General features: G+C 55.6%; 15 protein-coding genes, 1 tRNA gene and 1 other RNA gene. 11 read left to right on the top strand and 6 right to left on the bottom strand.

Going from position 1 to position 18,175, the window contains the following annotated elements:
- Window positions 1–157: 157 nt before the first annotated feature.
- The 4 genes from urtA to atzF are packed head-to-tail and all read right to left on the bottom strand — an operon-like array spanning window position 158 to window position 7,725.
- Window positions 158–1,426, bottom strand: coding sequence for an urea ABC transporter substrate-binding protein (gene urtA / locus GEAM_RS17810; protein ID WP_034794111.1), 1,269 nt, complete (start codon window positions 1,424–1,426; stop codon window positions 158–160).
- Window positions 1,427–1,467: 41 nt separating this feature from the next.
- Complete coding sequence (locus GEAM_RS17805; protein WP_034794109.1) at window positions 1,468–2,205, bottom strand: GntR family transcriptional regulator; 738 nt, start codon at window positions 2,203–2,205, stop codon at window positions 1,468–1,470.
- 22 nt (window positions 2,206–2,227) lie between these two features.
- Window positions 2,228–5,866, bottom strand: coding sequence for an urea carboxylase (uca, locus tag GEAM_RS17800; protein WP_034794106.1), 3,639 nt, complete (start codon window positions 5,864–5,866; stop codon window positions 2,228–2,230).
- Between the two features lie 11 nt (window positions 5,867–5,877).
- Window positions 5,878–7,725 carry an allophanate hydrolase gene (gene atzF / locus GEAM_RS17795; RefSeq protein WP_034794103.1) on the bottom strand — a complete coding sequence of 616 codons (1,848 nt, stop codon included), beginning with the start codon at window positions 7,723–7,725 and terminating at the stop codon, window positions 5,878–5,880.
- 405 nt (window positions 7,726–8,130) lie between these two features.
- Here atzF and GEAM_RS17790 point away from each other — a divergent pair, with 405 nt between their 5' ends.
- The 9 genes from GEAM_RS17790 to GEAM_RS22850 all read left to right on the top strand — a co-directional run bounded on the left by GEAM_RS17790 (window position 8,131) and on the right by GEAM_RS22850 (window position 14,019).
- Window positions 8,131–8,442 carry an antitoxin PaaA2 family protein gene (locus GEAM_RS17790; RefSeq protein WP_246867342.1) on the top strand — a complete coding sequence of 104 codons (312 nt, stop codon included), beginning with the start codon at window positions 8,131–8,133 and terminating at the stop codon, window positions 8,440–8,442.
- A gap of 15 nt (window positions 8,443–8,457) precedes the next feature.
- Window positions 8,458–8,730, top strand: coding sequence for a type II toxin-antitoxin system RelE/ParE family toxin (locus GEAM_RS17785; protein WP_034794091.1), 273 nt, complete (start codon window positions 8,458–8,460; stop codon window positions 8,728–8,730).
- A 14-nt stretch (window positions 8,731–8,744) separates the two neighbouring features.
- Window positions 8,745–10,187 (top strand): alpha/beta hydrolase, encoded by a 1,443-nt coding sequence (locus GEAM_RS17780; RefSeq protein WP_034794089.1) that lies wholly within the window; start codon window positions 8,745–8,747, stop codon window positions 10,185–10,187.
- Window positions 10,184–10,534 carry a type II toxin-antitoxin system RelB/DinJ family antitoxin gene (locus tag GEAM_RS17775; RefSeq protein WP_244956646.1) on the top strand — a complete coding sequence of 117 codons (351 nt, stop codon included), beginning with the start codon at window positions 10,184–10,186 and terminating at the stop codon, window positions 10,532–10,534. Before GEAM_RS17780 ends, GEAM_RS17775 begins: the two co-directional genes overlap by 4 nt.
- A gap of 190 nt (window positions 10,535–10,724) precedes the next feature.
- Window positions 10,725–11,189 (top strand): MarR family winged helix-turn-helix transcriptional regulator, encoded by a 465-nt coding sequence (locus tag GEAM_RS17770; RefSeq protein WP_034794088.1) that lies wholly within the window; start codon window positions 10,725–10,727, stop codon window positions 11,187–11,189.
- Window positions 11,190–11,345: 156 nt separating this feature from the next.
- A complete protein-coding gene (locus GEAM_RS17765) occupies window positions 11,346–11,768 on the top strand; it encodes an organic hydroperoxide resistance protein (protein ID WP_034794086.1) in 423 nt (140 codons plus the stop codon).
- 223 nt (window positions 11,769–11,991) lie between these two features.
- Window positions 11,992–13,677, top strand: coding sequence for a kdo(2)-lipid A phosphoethanolamine 7''-transferase (eptB, locus tag GEAM_RS17760; RefSeq protein ID WP_034794084.1), 1,686 nt, complete (start codon window positions 11,992–11,994; stop codon window positions 13,675–13,677).
- Window positions 13,678–13,778: 101 nt separating this feature from the next.
- Window positions 13,779–13,855 (top strand) — tRNA-Pro (locus GEAM_RS17755).
- A gap of 35 nt (window positions 13,856–13,890) precedes the next feature.
- Window positions 13,891–14,019, top strand: a non-coding RNA gene (locus GEAM_RS22850) — RtT sRNA.
- 82 nt (window positions 14,020–14,101) lie between these two features.
- Here GEAM_RS22850 and GEAM_RS17750 read toward each other — a convergent pair.
- Window positions 14,102–14,431 carry a type II toxin-antitoxin system RelE/ParE family toxin gene (locus GEAM_RS17750; protein ID WP_034794081.1) on the bottom strand — a complete coding sequence of 110 codons (330 nt, stop codon included), beginning with the start codon at window positions 14,429–14,431 and terminating at the stop codon, window positions 14,102–14,104.
- Window positions 14,400–14,636: a ParD-like family protein gene (locus GEAM_RS17745; protein WP_034794079.1), complete on the bottom strand. Its 237-nt coding sequence runs from the start codon at window positions 14,634–14,636 to the stop codon at window positions 14,400–14,402. The genes GEAM_RS17750 and GEAM_RS17745 overlap by 32 nt, the downstream gene beginning before the upstream one ends.
- A gap of 696 nt (window positions 14,637–15,332) precedes the next feature.
- Between GEAM_RS17745 and dppA the strand changes: the two genes are divergently transcribed.
- Window positions 15,333–16,940 (top strand): dipeptide ABC transporter periplasmic-binding protein DppA, encoded by a 1,608-nt coding sequence (gene dppA, locus GEAM_RS17735; RefSeq protein ID WP_034794072.1) that lies wholly within the window; start codon window positions 15,333–15,335, stop codon window positions 16,938–16,940.
- A gap of 206 nt (window positions 16,941–17,146) precedes the next feature.
- A complete protein-coding gene (dppB, locus tag GEAM_RS17730; protein ID WP_034794071.1) occupies window positions 17,147–18,166 on the top strand; it encodes a dipeptide ABC transporter permease DppB in 1,020 nt (339 codons plus the stop codon).
- Window positions 18,167–18,175: the final 9 nt, after the last annotated feature.

Below are 18,175 nucleotides of genomic sequence, written 5' to 3'. Positions count from 1 at the left end.
TTATCACCTCGGGTTGAAACCACCCCTCATCCCAGCCTTCTCCCCGTGAGGGGAGAAGGAGTTAAGGCTCATCCTGCTTTCCCCATGAGGGGAGAAGGAGTAGAGGCTCATCCTGCTTTCCCCGTGAGGAGAGAAGGAGTTATCCCTTACCTAACAATCAGTTAGTGCTTTTCACCGGGGTGTCAGGCTTTTTGTCGTTCCCGGCGATATACGGGCTCCACGGCTGGGCGCGGATAGGCTTGTCGGTCTGCCATACCACGTTGAACTGGCCGTTGGACTCAATCTCGCCAATCATCACCGGCTTGTGCAGGTGGTGGTTGGTGGCGTCCATGGTCAGGGTGAAGCCAGACGGCGCGGCGAAGGTCTGCCCGGCCATGGCGGCGCGGACTTTATCGACATCCGTCGTCCCAGCTTTTTCCACGGCTTGCGCCCACATATGAATGCCCACGTAGGTGGCTTCCATCGGGTCATTGGTCACGGCGGTGTCAGCATTTGGCAGTTTGTGGGCCTTGGCGTAAGCCTTCCACTCGGCGACGAATTTCTTGTTCACCGGGTTATCCACGGATTCGAAGTAGTTCCACGCGGCGAGGTCGCCGACCAGCGGCTTGGTGTCGATACCGCGCAGCTCTTCTTCACCCACGGAGAAAGCGACAACCGGTACGTCGGTGGCTTTAACGCCCTGATTCGCCAGCTCTTTGTAGAACGGCACGTTGGAGTCGCCGTTGATGGTGGAGATCACTGCAGTTTTGCCACCGGCGGAGAATTTCTTAATGTCGGAAACAATAGTCTGGTAATCGCTGTAGCCGAACGGCGTATAGACTTCCTGAATATCGCTGTCTTTCACCCCTTTCGAGTGCAGGAAGGCGCGCAGAATTTTGTTGGTGGTGCGCGGGTAAACATAGTCAGTACCCAGCAGGAAGAAGCGTTTGGCGCTGCCGCCATCTTCGCTCATCAGGTATTCCACCGCCGGAATAGCCTGCTGGTTTGGTGCCGCGCCGGTGTAGAACACGTTTGGCGACATCTCTTCCCCTTCATACTGCACCGGGTAGAACAGCAGGCCGTTCAGCTCTTCGAACACCGGCAGCACTGATTTGCGCGATACCGATGTCCAGCAGCCAAACACCGCCGCCACCTTGTCTTGCGTCAGCAGCTGGCGGGCTTTTTCGGCGAACAGCGGCCAGTTCGACGCTGGGTCAACCACCACCGGCTCGAGCTTTTTACCCAGCACGCCGCCGTGGGCATTGATGTCGTCAATGGTCATCAGCGCCACGTCTTTTAAAGGCGTTTCAGAAATTGCCATGGTGCCGGAGAGCGAGTGCATGATGCCGACTTTGATGGTGTCGGCGGCCTGCGCGCCCCAGGCCAGACCCATGCTGACCACGGTCGCAGAGAGAGCAAAAGCTTTAATAAAATGTCGACGATGCATAGTAAAACCCCTGTTGGTTATTGGTTTAAGTCGAAAAATTTTTATAAAAGTCCTGATGGGTTGCCCTCATCATTTCGAGCCTGATGCAGCATGTGCAGCGTGATTTTGCGTACCTCGGCCTTACTGCCCGAGATGTGGTCGTGAAGTTGGCGCTGAGCCTCCTCGGTTTGCTGGTGCAAGATAGCGAGCAGAATGCTCGCGTGTTCGTGATACGTGGCATCAATGCGCGAGCCTTTGGTGAAATCGAGGCGGCGAATGATGCGGATTTTCTCCGTCAGGTCGCGGTGAATACGCGCCATTTCGGCATTGCCCGCGGCCTCGACCAGCGTCATGTGGAAAGCTTCGTCATAGCGCGAGACTTCCTGCCCGTCCTCGAGGCGCGGCGCCTCTACCCAGAACGCCTTTAGCTGGCCGAGTTGCACCGGCTGCAAGGCCGCAGGCAGGGCGCAGAGGCGTTTCACCGCCTCCAGCTCCAGCACGATGCGCAGGTCGTAAAGCTGCTCGAAATAGTCGAAGTCGAACGGCCTGACCTGCCAACCGCTGCGGAAAAACACCTCGACATAGCCTTCGCGCTCCAGCCAAAACAACGCCTGACGCACCGGCGTGCGGCTGGTTTCCATGCGGTCTGCAACATCGTTCTCACTGAACCTGTCGCCCGGCAGCAGGCGAAAGTTGAAAATGTCGTCCTTGAGCTGCAAATAAATGCGCTCGGCCAGCCCTTCCGGGCGGATTTTGGTGCGCTTTTTATCCGCAGCGTTACGTGAATCAGTCAGTTGCATCTTGGCTCCTACTCTTCTTGGCTTAGGCCGATTGCGCGACGTCTAGCCATAGCAGTGCGTCGCCGGGGCCGACCGGACGGCCTTGCTGACAGCTGATTTTGCTTACTCGGCCCGCGCAAGGGGCGTAGACCGACAGCTCCATTTTCATCGCTTCCACCACGATCAGCGCCTGACCCTCTTCCACCTGCTGGCCCGGCTCGACCAGAATCTTCCACACGTTGCCATTCAGGTCGGCGCTCACCAGATGGCCGTCCTGTTCGCTTTGATATTCAACCACTTGCACCGCGTTGGCGGCGGCTTCCACGGCCGCACTCTCCTGCGCGGCCCAGTGGGCGACTTCGGCGGTGAAAGCGGCGGACTGGCGCGAGCGGAAGTCGGCGATATCCTCCGCGTTGTCAGCCAAGAACTGGGTGTACTGGGCAAAATCAAACTCGGTTTCTTCAATCCGCACCTGCGCGCGGCCTTCGCGGAAGGCGTCGCGCTGGGCCTCAAGCTCCTCTTCAGTCACTTCATAGAAACGCACCTGATCGAAGAAGTGCAGCAGCCACGGCTCGCCGTTTTTGAACTGGGCATTTTTCAGATACTTGTTCCAAATCGGCAGGGTGCGGCCCACCAACTGGTAGCCCCCCGGCGAGTCCATGCCGTAGATGCACATGTACATGCCGCCAATGCCGACGGTGCCTTCGGCGGTGTAAGTACGCGCCGGGTTGTATTTCGAACTCAGCAGACGATGGCGCGGGTCGACAGGCACGGCGCACGGCGCGCCGAGGTAGACATCTCCCAGCCCGAGGATCAGGTAGCTGGCGTTGAAGATGATGTCTTTCACTTCCTGACGGCTCGCCAGCCCGTTGGTGCGCTGAATAAAGTCGACGTTGTTCGGCAGCCACGGCGCTTCGGCGCGCACGGTTTGCTGGTAGCGCTCCACCGCGCCAAGGGTGGCGGAGTCTTCGAACGCCATCGGCATATGCACGATGCGGGTAGGGATTTTTAGCTGGCTGACGTCGGCCAAGTCGTGCTCCAGCGTCAACAGGTGCTGAAGCAGGTGCGACTGGTGAATCACCCGGCTGTCATAGCGAATTTGCAGCGAGCGCACGCCCGGCGACAGCTCCTCAATGCCCGGCTCGGCGGCTTCGCGGATGGCTTTCATCAGCAGATAAAGGCGCAGACGCAGGGCCAAATCCAGCACGTTGTCGCCGTACTCGATCAGAATGTAGCCGTCACCGGCCTGACGATATTGCACCGACGGGCGCTCGGCGCTGGCCGGAAGTTCAGCCAGCACGGTGGCGGACGCCGTGGTGTCAGGCAGCAGGGACGGCGTGGCCAGCGCCATAGCTTCGACCGGCATTAATGAGTCGATGGTGCCCTGCTGGGCCAGCTCCAGCGCCTGCGCTTGCTCAAAGCTGATAGGGTGGAAGCGAATTTTATCCCCCGGTTTCACCTGACCGACTTTCCACAGCTCGGCTTTGGCAATGGTCACCGGGCAGACGAAACCGCCGAGGCTTGGCCCGTCGCGGGTCAAAATCACCGGGAAGTCGCCGGTAAAGTTGATTGCGCCGATGGCGTATTCGCAGTCATGCACGTTGGACGGGTGCAGGCCCGCTTCGCCGCCGTCCAGCCGCGCCCACTGCGGCTTTGGTCCGGTCAGGCGCACGCCGAGGCGGTTGGAGTTGTAATGCACTTGCCACTCGGCTTCGAAGAAGGCGTCGATGGACTCTTTGGTGAAGAAGTCCGGTGCGCCGTGCGGCCCGTAAAGCACGCCGATATTCCAGACATTGCCGTAAGTCGGCACGATGTGCGGTGCAGCGGCCTGCGGCAAATCTACCGGCGCAGGGGTGGTGCAGGCGTCAAGCTCCGGCTGGGAAACGGTGAGCATATCGGCGACGCGCAGCGTGCGGCCCGCGTGGCCGCCAAACTGGCCGAGGGCAAAGGTCGAACGGCTGCCGAGGTAAACCGGCACGTCGAAGCCGTTGCGCACCGCCAGATAGGTGCGACAGCCCTGAGTGGCGCGGCCAAGAGTTAGCGTCTGCCCGGCTTTGACCTGCACCGGCTGCCAATAGTCCACGGTTTCGCCATCAAGGTCTGCCGGGCAGAGTGCGCCGGCCAGCGCGATAGTGGCGTCGCAGTGGAAACGCAGGGTCGGGCCTTGCAGGGTGAATTCCAGCCCGGCGGCGTCGAGGTGGTTGCCCACGATGCGGTTAGCCAGACGGAAGGCAAAATCGTCCATCGGGCCGGACGGTGGCACGCCGATATCCCAATAGCCGAGGCGGCCGGGGTAATCCTGAATGCTGCTGTAGGTGCCGGGCGCAATCACTTCGACGGCCTGCGGCGCGTACTCGAAGCTGTCGAGCATCCGCGTCCACATCTCGCCCTGATGGAACACCGGCGTGGCGACCACTTGGCGCAGATAATCAATGTTGCTGCTGATGCCGTGCAGGCGGGTGGCGGCCAGCGCACGGGACATCTTCTCAAGAGCCTCTTCGCGGTCTTTACCGTGAACGATAAGCTTGGCGATCATCGGGTCATAAAACGCTGAAACTTCACTGCCGGTAGAGACCCAGCCGTCGACGCGTACGTCGTCAGGGAACACCACTTCCGTCAGCACGCCGGGGCTTGGCTGGAAGTTTTTCAGCGGGTCTTCGGCGTAAATACGCACTTCCATCGCTGCGCCCTGCGGGGCTTTTTCCATCGCAGCCCAGTCTAGCGGCTGATCGGCGGCCACGCGCAGCATGCACTCAATCAGGTCCAGCCCGGTGACCATTTCGGTGACCGGATGCTCAACTTGCAGGCGGGTATTCACTTCGAGGAAGTAAAATTCGTTGCGCGCCGGGTCGAAAATAAACTCGACAGTGCCCGCGCTGCGATAGCTGACCGACTCCCCGAGCTGCACGGCGGCGCGGTGCAAGGCTTCTCGCGTGGCCTGTGGCAGGTTCGGCGCTGGCGTCTCCTCAACCACTTTTTGGTTGCGGCGTTGCAGCGAACAGTCACGCTCGCCGAGGGCCACCACCCGGCCTTTGCCGTCACCAAAAATCTGCACTTCTACATGGCGCGCGCGATCTACAAAACGCTCTAAAAACACCCCCGCGTCACGGAAGAAGTGCTCGCCGAGGCGTTTCACACTGTCCCACGCGGCGCGCAGGGCGGCTTCGTCATCACAGCGAGTCAGGCCGATACCGCCACCACCCGCGGTGCTTTTCAACATAATCGGGTAGCCAATTTCAGCCGCCGCGCTGACGGCTTCTTCAATGCTATCCAGCAGGCCGGTGCCCGGCGTCATTGGCACATTGGCGGCTCCCGCCAGCTCGCGCGCCCGGTGTTTAAGGCCAAACTCGCGGATTTGCGCCGCGCTCGGGCCAATAAAGGCGATGCCCGCTGCTTCACAGGCGTCAGCGAATTCGGCGCTTTCGGACAGGAAACCGTAGCCCGGATAAATCGCCTGCGCGCCGGTCTGTTTGGCGGCGGCCAGAATCTTGTCGATCACCAAATAGCTGTCGCTGGCCTTCTCACCGCCCAACGCAATGGCGATATCGGCGTCGGTGACGTGCGGCGCATTGCGATCGGCGTCGGAATAGACCGCCACGCTGGTCACGCCGAGGCGTTTCAGAGTACGAATTGCGCGGCAGGCAATTTCGCCGCGGTTTGCCACTAATACGGTAGTAAACATCGTCGTGATCCTCAGGCGTGATTCAGGGAGGCGAGGTGGGAGATGTAGCTTCTCCAGCCGCCAAAATGGGTGATGTCGGTAGCGTCGGAAATTGCCCACGGCTCGCAGATAAAGCCTTTCACCGTGCGGCCGTCGGCCAGTTGCAGCGAGCCAATGCCCAGCGGCGCGGGGATCTCCGCCACGAACTCGCCGAAGCGCGCCAGCGGAATGTCCCACAGCTCGACGATGATGGCGCTGCCGCCCTCGGCGCGAACCAAGCCCGGTTTTGGCGGCTGGGTGTTGGCCAGCGCAAACAGCTTGTAGTTGGCAGCGGTGGTGGTCTGCTCGACCCGCACGGCTTTGCGCTGGGTCAGTTGGAAGTTCAGCGGCATGCCGGTCAGGTGCGCCCCCACCACGGCGACGCGCACGTGGTCTTTACTGGTCGGAATGGCGTGCATCAGCGCGTTGGCGCTCAGTTCGCGGCCGGTTGCACCGAGAGGCAGAGAAAGGCTGCGCTGCCACTGGCGACCAAAGGCGGCCAGCGCGTCGTCGTGCCATGCCGGAGCAATCAGCGTGATGCCGGACGGCAGGCCGTCGGCGCGAATGCTGGCAGGCAGCGCCAGCGCAGAAAGGTCCGCCAGATTGGTGAAGTTGGTATAGGTGCCGAACTGCGAGTTGTAGCGCACCGGCTCCTGCGCCATCTCTTCCAGCGTGCGAATGGTCGGGGAGGTCGGCACGATCAGCGCGTCAAAACCTTCGAGCGCCAGATTGATTTTGCGCGCCAGCTCGGCCCGCAGGTATTCGGCCCGCCAAGCATCACAGGCGCTGTAATTCAGCCCGTTCGCCACAATGCCGCGCACCGTGGGGTCCATCACTTCTGGCGTTTCTTCGAAAATTTTCCCCACCGCCACCGTGCGCTCGGCGACCCACGCGCCGTAATAGAGCTGCTCCGCCAGTTCGCGGAACGGCGTGAAGTCGATAGGCACCAGCGTCACGCCGCTGGCAGACAGGCGCTCAAGAGATTGCTCAAATTCAAACTCGGCCAGCGCGTCGCCGAAGAATTCCAGACTGTTCGGCACGGCGAAGCGCGGGTGGGCGGACATGGCGGCTGGCGCGGTGTGCGGATTGGCGCGCGAATAGGCATCAGCGGCGTCATATCCCCCGGCGGCGTGGGCCACGGCTTGGGCGTCTTCCACGGTGAGAGCGAAAACGGAGACGGCGTCGTTCAATCGGCAGGCCGGAACCACGCCTTTATTCGACAGCCAGCCCTTGGTGGGCTTCAAACCCACAATATTGTTGAAGCCCGCCGGTACGCGGCCGGAGCCTGCGGTGTCAGTGCCCAGAGAGAAGGCAACCAGCCCGTGCGCCAGCACCGAGGCCGAGCCGGAGCTTGAGCCACCGCTGACGTAATCTGGGTTGAAAGTGTTGCGCACCGCCCCGCGCGGAGAGCGAGTGCCCACCAGTCCGGTGGCGAATTGGTCGAGGTTGGTTTTGCCGACCACAATGGCCCCTTTGGCGCGCAGGTTAGCGACCACGGTGGCATCGTCTTGGGCGACGTAGGTGAATTCAGGGCAGGCGGCGCTGGTCGGCCAGCCGCCGACGTCGATGTTGTCTTTGACCGCGAAAGGCACGCCAAACAACGGCAGTGAAGCCAGTGAGCCATTGGCATCGCGGCGTAACTGCTCCAAATGGGCGAATTGCGCCTCGAGCTGGTCAGGCGTCGCCAAATAGAGCCATGCGGTGTCTTGCGGATTCAGGCTGGCCAGAACCATTGACAGCGAACTGCGCAAACTGTCCGGTGCAGAAAGATAGTGCCGTTGCCAGTCAGGTAAAGTGAAGGCATGAAAAGGTGTAGTTACCGAGCTTTTGCTGTCGTTCATTGGTTGAATTCCATCTGGTACACAAGATTGAATTCAACAAAGCAAAGGCTGTGCCATATTTTTAGTTTTTGATTTTAAAGGGTTTTGTGGTGGGTAAAATATCCACTGCACAAATGTTGCACCACCGTTGCTATGCAACTGACCGAAAATGGCGCGGGAATTTTGCGAGTTGCCACGCACAAAACAGATAAAATCGGCTTTCTATTCTCTGCGATGTATAGATAATTGCATAAATGATTTATTGTTGATTACAGGAAAGTGAGCTGACCTATGGCACAAGAGATGATCGACCACGGATCACTGACCCGCTTGAACGAGGCGGGAGTAGTGAGTCAGGTAAGTGTGATAGCCCAACATGGAGGATGGACAATAATGATTAAATATGGCGTAAGTCAGGCGGCCCTTATGGCCCAACGCAGTGGTAAGGTGCGCGTTTTCAAACGGTTTGAAACGCTCGCCGCTTACTTAAAAGAGTTCGGTATCAATCGCTTTGAAGTGGATATCACCGACTTTGACCCCGCGAACGGTGGAGGAGTGACCCGCCCGGACCGTTCCGAAGCCCTCAAACGTGCCCACGAGGCTGCGGCTCTTGATGCTTGGCTGCGCGAACAGGTCCAAGAATCACTTGATGACCCACGGCCCACCGTTGCTCATGAAGACGTCAAAGCCTACTTCGCAGCCCGAAAAGCCGTGCTGAATAAAAAAGAGAGTGAATAAGCGTTAAGGAAAACTATGCAACTGGTATGGAAACCAATGGCACTCGAGGACCGTGAACGCATTTTTGACTGGCTATCAGCCCAGAATGTGCAGGCTGCGATAGCGCTTGATGATGAGTTTGACATTTTTGCCGAGCGGGTCTGTATCGACCCGCTAATTTATAGAGAGAGTAGAGTCGCGGGTTTACGTGAGGCAGTGATTCGGCCAAATTACATTATGATTTATCAGATACGGTGCGTTGAACTTCATATCGTTAGAATCATTCACCACGCCCAGCGATGGCCCTAGGGAATACTGACTTCATGCACTTTCGAAAATTGTCGCGCCGTTTGAAAAGAGGGCTATTTGCCCTGTTGCTGGTGGCACTCACCCTGTTTGGCGTCCGTGCTTACGACTCCCTTCAAGGAGCACCCCTTGAGCCTTGGCATCGTTTGGTTCCGGATGAACTCACCGAGGCGCAGCTTGATAAAAGCACTTGGGCGGATTATCTCAAGGCAGAACAGCGCGCGTTTGAAGAAGTGAAACAGCAGGTGACGGACAAACTGGAGCCTGAAGAGCGTATTCCTTTGAATCGCTATTATGACCGTAGCCCGATTTATCCCGAGCATTTTGCGACGGACTGGAATCGGTCTTACGAGCTAATGCCCGAGGGGAAACCCCGAGGCGCGGTGGTGTTGCTGCATGGCCTGACTGACTCGCCTTATAGCCTGCGGCACATTGCACAAGATTATCAGCGGCGCGGTTTTGTGGCGGTGGGCATTCGTCTGCCGGGTCATGGCACCGTGCCGGGCGGGCTGACCAATGTTGATTGGCCGCAGTGGCTAGCCGCCACAAGGCTCGCCGTAAGGGAAGCGCGGCGCGCGGCAGGTCCCGATGTCCCGCTACAAATGGTCGGTTTCTCAAACGGCGGGGCGCTGGCGGTGAAGTACACGCTGGACGCGTTGGATAATGCCTCCCTTGAACGGCCGGCGCGTTTAGTGCTTATCTCGCCGATGATCGGCGTCACCAGCTTTGCGCGCTTTGCCGGTATCGCTGGCTGGCCGGCGATTTTCCCCGCCTTCGCCAAGACGGCGTGGCTAAATATTTTGCCGGAGTTCAATCCGTTCAAATACAACTCATTTCCGGTGAACGGCGCGCGACAGTCCTATCTGTTGACCCGCGCCTTGCAAAAGCAGGTCAGTGCAGATGCCAAGTCGGGCAAGCTGGAGCAACTGCCGCCGATTCTGGCTTTCCAATCAGTGTTGGACTCGACAGTCAGCACCCGCGCCGTGGTCACGCACCTGTTTAACCAGTTGCCCGCCAATGGCAGCCAGCTGGTGTTAATTGATATCAACCGCAATGCTTATGTCGGGCCATTGCTGCGTGCGTCTAGCGAAACCGCCATCGAGCGGCTGCTGCCCGCCGCGCCGCGTCACTATCAAACCACGGTTATCACCAACGCGTCGCCAGAGCAGGCGGCGACAGTGGCGCAAATCACCGAGGCGGAGCAGGCTCAGGCCACCACCACGCCGCTGGGTATTGATTATCCATCAGAGTTTTATTCGCTATCACACGTCGCGCTGCCTTTCCCACTGGACGACTCCCTGTATGGGCGAAATCCGCAGGGCGCACCGCAATACGGCATTCACCTCGGGCGTTTGGCCGCGCGGGGTGAAAGCGGGGCGCTGGTGGTCAGTATGGATCAGCTAATGCGCGTGTCATCCAACCCGTTCTATCCCTACATGCTGCAAAGAATCGCGCAGTGAAGGTGGATGTTGTCATTCAATTGAATGACAATAAGGGCTTAATGCCCAATGAGGAAAACATGATGCCAAATGCTCTGGTTCAGGCGCGTATCGATTCAGAAATTAAGGACAAAGCAAGCGCAGTGCTTGAAAGCCTTGGTTTGACCCTCTCTGACGTTGTGAGGATTTTATTGACGCGAGTCGCCAATGAAGGAGGGTTGCCAGCCGGGTTTGTCTCGGATTCAAAAGCTTACGATATATGGTTTAAGGCTAAAGTTCGGGAGTCCTTGGAAGACGACTCGCCGGGCATACCTCATGAAGAGGTGGAGGCGTATTTCGCCAAGCGCAGGGAAGAAAAGGGCGTTTAGCGGAAACCCGCGAACTGATTATTCCGGAAACACACTTCATTGTGGTCTATGCTGTTCTTCCATCAACTCCTAACAAGATCAAGATATTGCGTGTTTTACACAGCGCACGGCAATGGCCCGAATAGCTTTCGAGCAAAATTCCGTCAAAAAATGCTTGCGATAAAATCGTGCACTATATATATTGAGTCTCATGAAGACGAAAACTGAATCACCGATACCTACCAATGCTCTGCTCCATCTGGACCAACAGATGTGTTTTGCGCTCTATTCCGCGAATCTGGCACTGCATAAGGTCTACCGTAAGCTGCTGGGCGAGCTGGATCTCACCTATCCGCAATACTTGGTGATGCTGGTGCTGTGGCAGCGTGATGATGTGATCGTATCGGAGATTGGCGAAAAGCTGTTCCTTGACTCCGCGACCCTGACGCCGCTGTTGAAGCGTCTGGAAACCGCCGGGCTGCTGGTTCGCAATCGCGCTAAAAGCGATGAGCGTCAGGTGATTATTACCCTGACCGACGCAGGCAAGGCGCTGAAAGAGAAAGCAAAAGGTATCCCGGAGGCGATTATGTGCGCCACCGAATGTGATATCGAAGAAATGTCAGCGTTGAAGGGCCAGCTTGAGTCCCTGCGTGAAAGGCTGAAAGATAAGTCCTGATTGTTGACTATCAGGCAGCAACAACATTCTTTGCAGTAAGCAGATAAGTCCGGAGTAGAGTTTCGAGTTTGTCTGCGAATAATTAACAAGTCGTGCGCTATTAAATAGCGATATTAATTCTTACCCTAAACCTAACCTGTCTTAAAGGAATGAAATATGTCTATCGAAAAAGTAATGTACCGCGCTCATGTCTCTTCCACCGGTGGTCGTGATGGCCGTGCGGTTTCTGACGACGGTCTGCTGGATGTCAAACTGGGCCTGCCGAAAGAGATGGGTGGTTTGGGTGGTGCAACTAACCCTGAGCAGCTGTTCGGCGCGGGTTACTCAGCCTGTTTCTTGGGTGCTTTGAAAGCCGTTGGCGCGAAAGAAAAGGTGAAAATTCCTGCCGACGCTAAAATCGAAGCCACCGTGGGTATAGGTGAAATCCCAGGCGGCTACGGTTTAGAAGTGCAGCTGGACATCACTCTGCCAGGTATTGAACGCAGCGAAGCCGAAGCGCTGGTTGAGAAAGCGCACCACGTTTGCCCTTACTCCAACGCCACGCGTGGCAACATTGATGTCACTCTGAACGTAAAATAAAATCACGGCATCAGTGGAAACCTATTAATAACGCGTTTGCCACACCAGTTTTTATATCTCAAGGAGGCTTCGGCCTCCTTTTCTCGTTGATGGTTGGCTTATGCAGATCATTCTGGAAATCCTAGCCAAATCCCGTTTCTGACCAATATCTATGAACCAGTGGGTAACAAACATGTCACAATGATTCAGAATCTTTCTAAAACTGTCTGGATAACCACATTACATGAATAGAGTGAAGACTCTATCGCAGCAAAATCTCTCCTTCTTGTTAGCGATCTACATCGGCATTTTCCTCAATGTCTCCGTGTTTTACCGCCGTTTCGCACCGATGGCCCACAACGTCAATCTGACCGAAGTCATGCAGGCCGTCACTGAAGTGGTGGCCATCGTGCTGTTCACCTTCTTCCTGCTGCGCCTGTTATCACTCGGTGGACGCCTGTTTTTCCGCGTCATCGCCAGCTTTTTGCTGCTGATATCGGTGGCCGCCAGCTATTACATGGTGATGTTCAACGTGGTCATTGGCTACGGCATTATCGCCTCGGTTATGACCACCGACATTGACCTGAGCAAGGAAGTGATTGGCTGGTATTTCTTCTTGTGGATGGCCGTTGTCAGCATTATTCCTCTGATTTTTATCTGGAAGAATGACCTGCGGCTGACGCTGATTGAGCAGATGAAAACGCCGGGCCAGCGCCTGATCCCGCTGGCTATTTTGCTCGCGGTGGTGGCACTGGTATGGTTGCCGCTGCGCATGCTCGATCGCCAGCAGAGCTTGAATGAGAAGCTGACTAACGTCGATTTGCCGAGCTACGGCGGCGTGGTCGCACACTCCTATTTACCTTCTAACTGGCTGGCCGCGCTGGGGCTTTTTGCCTACACGCAGGTGGATGAAAGCACTGACACCAGTAACTTGTTAGACCCAGCGAAAAAGTTTACTTACATTCCTCCGGCCGGAATTGATGACACTTACGTGGTGTTTATCATCGGCGAGACCACCCGCTGGGACCATATGGGCATCCTCGGCTATGAGCGCGATACCACCCCGCGTTTGTCGCAAGAAGAGAATCTGGTGGCTTTCCGTGGTACCTCGTGCGACACCGCCACTAAGCTCTCCCTGCGCTGTATGTTCGTGCGGGAAGGCGGGGCGGAAGATAATCCGCAGCGAACCTTGAAAGAGAAAAACGTGTTTTCAGTGCTCAAGTCGCTGGGGTTCAGCTCTGAACTGTTCGCGATGCAAAGTGAAGTGTGGTTCTACAACAACACCAATACTGACAATTACTCATTCCGCGAAATCATCGCGTCGGAAAAGCGCAACGACGGCAAGCCGGTAGATGACATGCTGCTGGTGAATGAGTTGCAGGAGTCGGTGAAAAACCATCCGCAGGGCAAGCATTTAGTCATTCTGCACACCAAAGGCTCGCACTATCAGTACTCGCAGCGCTATCCGCGCAGTTTTGCGCGCTACACGCCAGAGTGCATGGGCGTTGACCGCTCTTGTTCGAAGGCGCAGCTGATTAACGCCTTCGACAATAGCGTGCTGTATACCGACACCTTTATTGGCAACGTGATTGACTCACTGCGCGATAAAAAGGCCGTGGTGTTCTATGCCGCCGATCACGGCGAGTCGATTGATGAGAACTCGCACCTGCACGGTACGCCGCGCCAGATGGCCCCTGACGAGCAATTCCGCGTCCCGATGATTGCCTGGGCGTCCGACAGTTTCCTCGCCCAGCCGGACCATCAGGAAGCTTTCGACAGGTTAAAAGCCCAGCAGCGCGTTGGTGGCAAAAAACGCCACGAAGAGTTATTCGACTCCATCTTGGGCTGTTTGGGATACACCTCGCCTGACGGTGGTATTAATCCCGCCAATAATTGGTGTGCCAAACCTCAGTCTGCTGACAGTATTTAAGGCTGAAAATGCCGGTTCCGCTGAATTTCTAAGCAGTCAGCAGAGTTGTCATAAAAAGGCGTTGACGCTCCGAATCAGCAGCAGTAACATGCGGCCCAATTCGGCGAGTAGCGCAGCTTGGTAGCGCAACTGGTTTGGGACCAGTGGGTCGGAGGTTCGAATCCTCTCTCGCCGACCACATTTAAGAAACCTGCTTTTTAAAGCAGGTTTTTTTTCGTCTGAAGTTTATGAGGATGAGAACCTCCGAAGGAGGTTTGAGCCGAGCGAAGCGAGACCACGTTGCTTTAGCAACGGCCCGCAGGGCAAGCATCGCAGATGCGCGTAATCCTCTCTCGCCGACCACATTTGAAAAACCTGCTTTTTAAAGCAGGTTTTTTTTCGTCTGGAGTTTATGAGGATGAGAACCTCCGAAGGAGGTTGGTGGTTACTTCATTAGCTTTAAATCAGCCTTCCGATGATTCTTCTGATCCTTATAGAAGTTTTCATGAGAATCCAGACTCAGCAAATACAGCGCAATTTTATCTTCGACCCAGCTATAGCCTATTAGCGCGAGCTGATGGTTGAGTTGGAATTTGTGCACTCGCAGGTAATTCAAGTCCCCTTTCTTTAACTCGCCGATAGTCGGGTTGTCCTGTATGCGTTCAATCTCATCTTCCACCACGGCTTGTTGCTGTTGCGGTAAGCGATTTAATGCCTTTGAGAAACGATGAGACTCAAACGTATCAATCCTTTGACCGCTCTGTCCTTCTGACATAACGCGTTACCTTGTGGTTATCAATTTCACTTTTGGCTAAGAGTGTTTCCATAATAAATCGATACGTAAGGTCGGGGTTATCTTCGGCAATTCGGCCTATTTTCGCCCAATGTTCGATCTGCTTTGGAATGCTGCGATGGGTAGCTTCTGCGTGGATTTTCACTTCGCTGACAAAATCATCATCAAGCCTGATGCTGGTTGCCATAATTTCACCTTTATTTGAGTGCATATTAGTCAATAATGTGCGCCATAATGTCGCTATGCGCAACAAAATGTCGCAAGTAAAATTCTTTCACTCGGTAACAAACACCCTTTTCCCCTCTGCACCAAAATGGATCGCCGGCTCTATTTTGGCGTCCATCTGCACCCTTTTCTGGCGCGTTCGCGGCAAATTATCTTATCCGTTCCCAGCATTTTCCGCTGGCTTATGGCCCGATCACACCAATAACCGTTCATATAATCATCATTTGGCAAGAAATTTTTTTTGAATGAAAACGGGGTAAAGCGCTGAGATGATTCTGTCAGATAGGTGAATGTGTTGACTTTAAGGCTTATGGCTGAACTTTCATCCTGCATATGTTAAAGAAAGGTTTTTTTATGTTTGTTTGCTGTTACTCACAGTCTTTGTAAATGCCTATTGGTTATATTGACGTCATCCATCAGAGTTGCCAAATTGATAGCCCGAAGTAAGACCAGAAGATTTTTCCGGTAATTTTTTGTAACGCTAAGTTTACGAGTTTTGCCTGAGAAAACGCCTCCTCGGCGTTCCTCCCTTTTTCTGGAAAGACTTTCCGCAGCGAATTGGGCAACACAGCCTCCCGTCTATAAAAAATAAAGGGGGGCGTGAGCTGCAAATACAACACACACATCCACATCACCATTAATAGATGGAGCACAAGCGATGAAAATCTCCTTGGGTAAAGCAGGGCTACTGAAATTCAGTATGGGCCTGATAGCGCTGACCGTGGCCGCCAGCGTCCAAGCCAAAACTTTAGTTTATTGTTCTGAAGGCTCGCCTGAAGGCTTTAACCCACAGCTGTTCACCTCTGGTACGACTTACGATGCCAGCTCCGTGCCTATCTACAACCGTTTGGTAGAGTTCAAAATTGGTACCACTGAATTGCAGCCTGGTTTGGCTGAGAAGTGGGACATCTCCCCAGATGGCAAAACCTACACCTTCCACCTGCGCAAAGGCGTGAAGTGGCAAGACAGCAAAGATTTCAAACCGACTCGCGATTTCAACGCGGATGACGTGGTTTACTCCTTTGAGCGTCAGTTAGACAAAAACAACCCATACCACGGCGTTTCTGGCGGCAGCTACGAATACTTCGAAGGCATGGGCATGCCTGACCTGATCAACAAAATCGTTAAAGTTGACGATTACACCGTTCAGTTCGTGTTGAACCGCCCTGAAGCGCCATTCTTGGCTGACCTGGGTATGGACTTCGCGTCAATCCTGTCGGGTGAATATGCAGCGAACATGCTGAAAGCCGGTACGCCGGAGAAAGTTGACCTGAACCCAATCGGTACTGGTCCATTCCAGCTGCTGCAATACCAGAAAGACTCCCGCATCCTGTACAAAGCCTTCCCAGGCTACTGGGGCACCAAGCCGCAGATCGACCGTTTAGTCTTCTCCATCACGCCTGACGCTTCTGTGCGTTACGCCAAATTGCAGAAAAACGAATGCCAGGTTATGCCGTTCCCTAACCCAGCTGACATCGCTGCAATGAAGAAAGACAAAACCATCAACCTGATGCAACAACCGGGTCTGAACGTGGGTTATGTCTCCTTCAACGTTGAGAAAAAACCACTGGATGACGTGAAAGTGCGCCAAGCACTGACCATGGCTGTGAACAAACAAGCCATCATCGACGCGGTTTATCAGGGTGCTGGCTCTGCGGCTAAAAACCTGATCCCACCAACAATGTGGGGCTACAACAAAGACATCGTTGATTACCCATACGATCCAGTTAAAGCCAAAGAGCTGCTGAAAGAGTCTGGCCACGCTGACGGCTTCACCATCGACCTGTGGGCAATGCCTGTTCAGCGTCCATACAACCCGAACGCTCGCCGCATGGCTGAGATGATTCAGGCTGACTGGGCGAAAGTGGGCGTGAAAGCCAACATCGTGACTTACGAGTGGGGCGAGTACCTGAAACGCGCCAAAGCGGGTGAGCATCAGGCTGTGATGATGGGCTGGACCGGCGACAATGGGGATCCAGACAACTTCTTCGCCACCCTGTTCAGCTGCGCAGCGGCGAAAGACGGTTCTAACTACTCTCGCTGGTGCTACAAGCCGTTTGAAGACCTGATCCAGCCAGCTCGTGCTGAATCTGATCACGCCAAACGTGCTGCGCTGTACCAACAGGCTCAGGTTGTGATGCATGACCAAGCGCCTGCGCTGATCGTGGCTCACTCCACCGTTTATGAGCCAGTGCGTAAAGAAGTCAAAGGCTATGTGGTAGATCCACTGGGCAAACACCACTTCGAAAACGTTTCTGTGGAGTGATCGACTACTGAGCGCACAGGGAGCTGCGTTGTGCGGCGCTCGCAATTTTCGCCTACCTGATGGTATGTCTCAATTGCGGCGCTCCTCCGCCTTGCTCGCTGAGCGCTCACTACGTCCTTCAGTTCAGTAGTTTATAGTTTTGTGAGCTAACAATAAGCCCGGCGAGCTACGGTTCTCCGGGCATTTTATACAAGAGAGTACGGGATATGTTTCAGTTCATACTCCGACGTCTGGGGTTAGTTATCCCAACGTTTATCGGCATAACTTTGCTGACTTTTGCCTTCGTGCACATGATTCCAGGCGACCCGGTGACCATCATGGCCGGAGAACGCGGTATTTCTGCTGAGCGCCACGCACAGCTGATGGCCGAAATGGGCCTCGACAAGCCGCTGTATCAACAATACTTCAACTATGTGACAGGGGTGCTGCACGGCGACCTTGGCGTCTCGTTAAAAAGCCGCGTCCCTGTTTGGCAGGAGTTCGTGCCACGTTTCAAAGCCACGCTGGAATTAGGCATTTGCGCCATGATTTTCGCGGTGATCGTCGGTATACCCGTGGGGGTATTGGCGGCGGTGAAGCGCGGCTCCATCTTTGACCACACCGCCGTAGGTATCTCATTGACGGGATACTCAATGCCTATCTTCTGGTGGGGCATCATGCTGGTGATGCTGGTCTCGGTGCATCTTAATCTCACGCCCGTGTCGGGGCGAATAAGCGACACGGTGTTCCTTGATGACAGCCAGCCGCTGACCGGCTTCATGCTGATCGACTCCTTAATCTGGGGCGAGCCGGGTGACTTCAAAGACGCCGTGATGCACATGATCCTGCCTGCCATCGTGCTCGGGACTATCCCGCTGGCGGTTATCGTGCGTATGACCCGTTCTTCCATGCTGGAAGTGCTGGGCGAAGACTACATCCGCACCGCGCGCGCTAAAGGCGTGAGCCGTATGCGCGTCATCGTGGTCCACGCACTGCGCAATGCGCTGCTGCCGGTCGTGACCATCATTGGTTTGCAGGTCGGTACGCTGCTTGGCGGTGCCATCCTGACGGAAACCATCTTCTCTTGGCCAGGACTCGGCCGCTGGTTGATTGATGCATTACAACGCCGCGACTATCCGGTCGTGCAGGGCGGTGTCTTGCTGGTCGCCATTCTGATTATCGTGGTTAACCTGCTGGTAGACGTGCTCTACGGCGTGGTCAACCCGCGTATTCGCCACAGAAAATAAGGGGCTCAC

It is taken from the genome of Ewingella americana ATCC 33852, from assembly GCF_000735345.1.
GTDB lineage: Bacteria > Pseudomonadota > Gammaproteobacteria > Enterobacterales > Enterobacteriaceae > Ewingella > Ewingella americana.
This window is presented reverse-complemented; position numbering and strand designations above follow the sequence as displayed.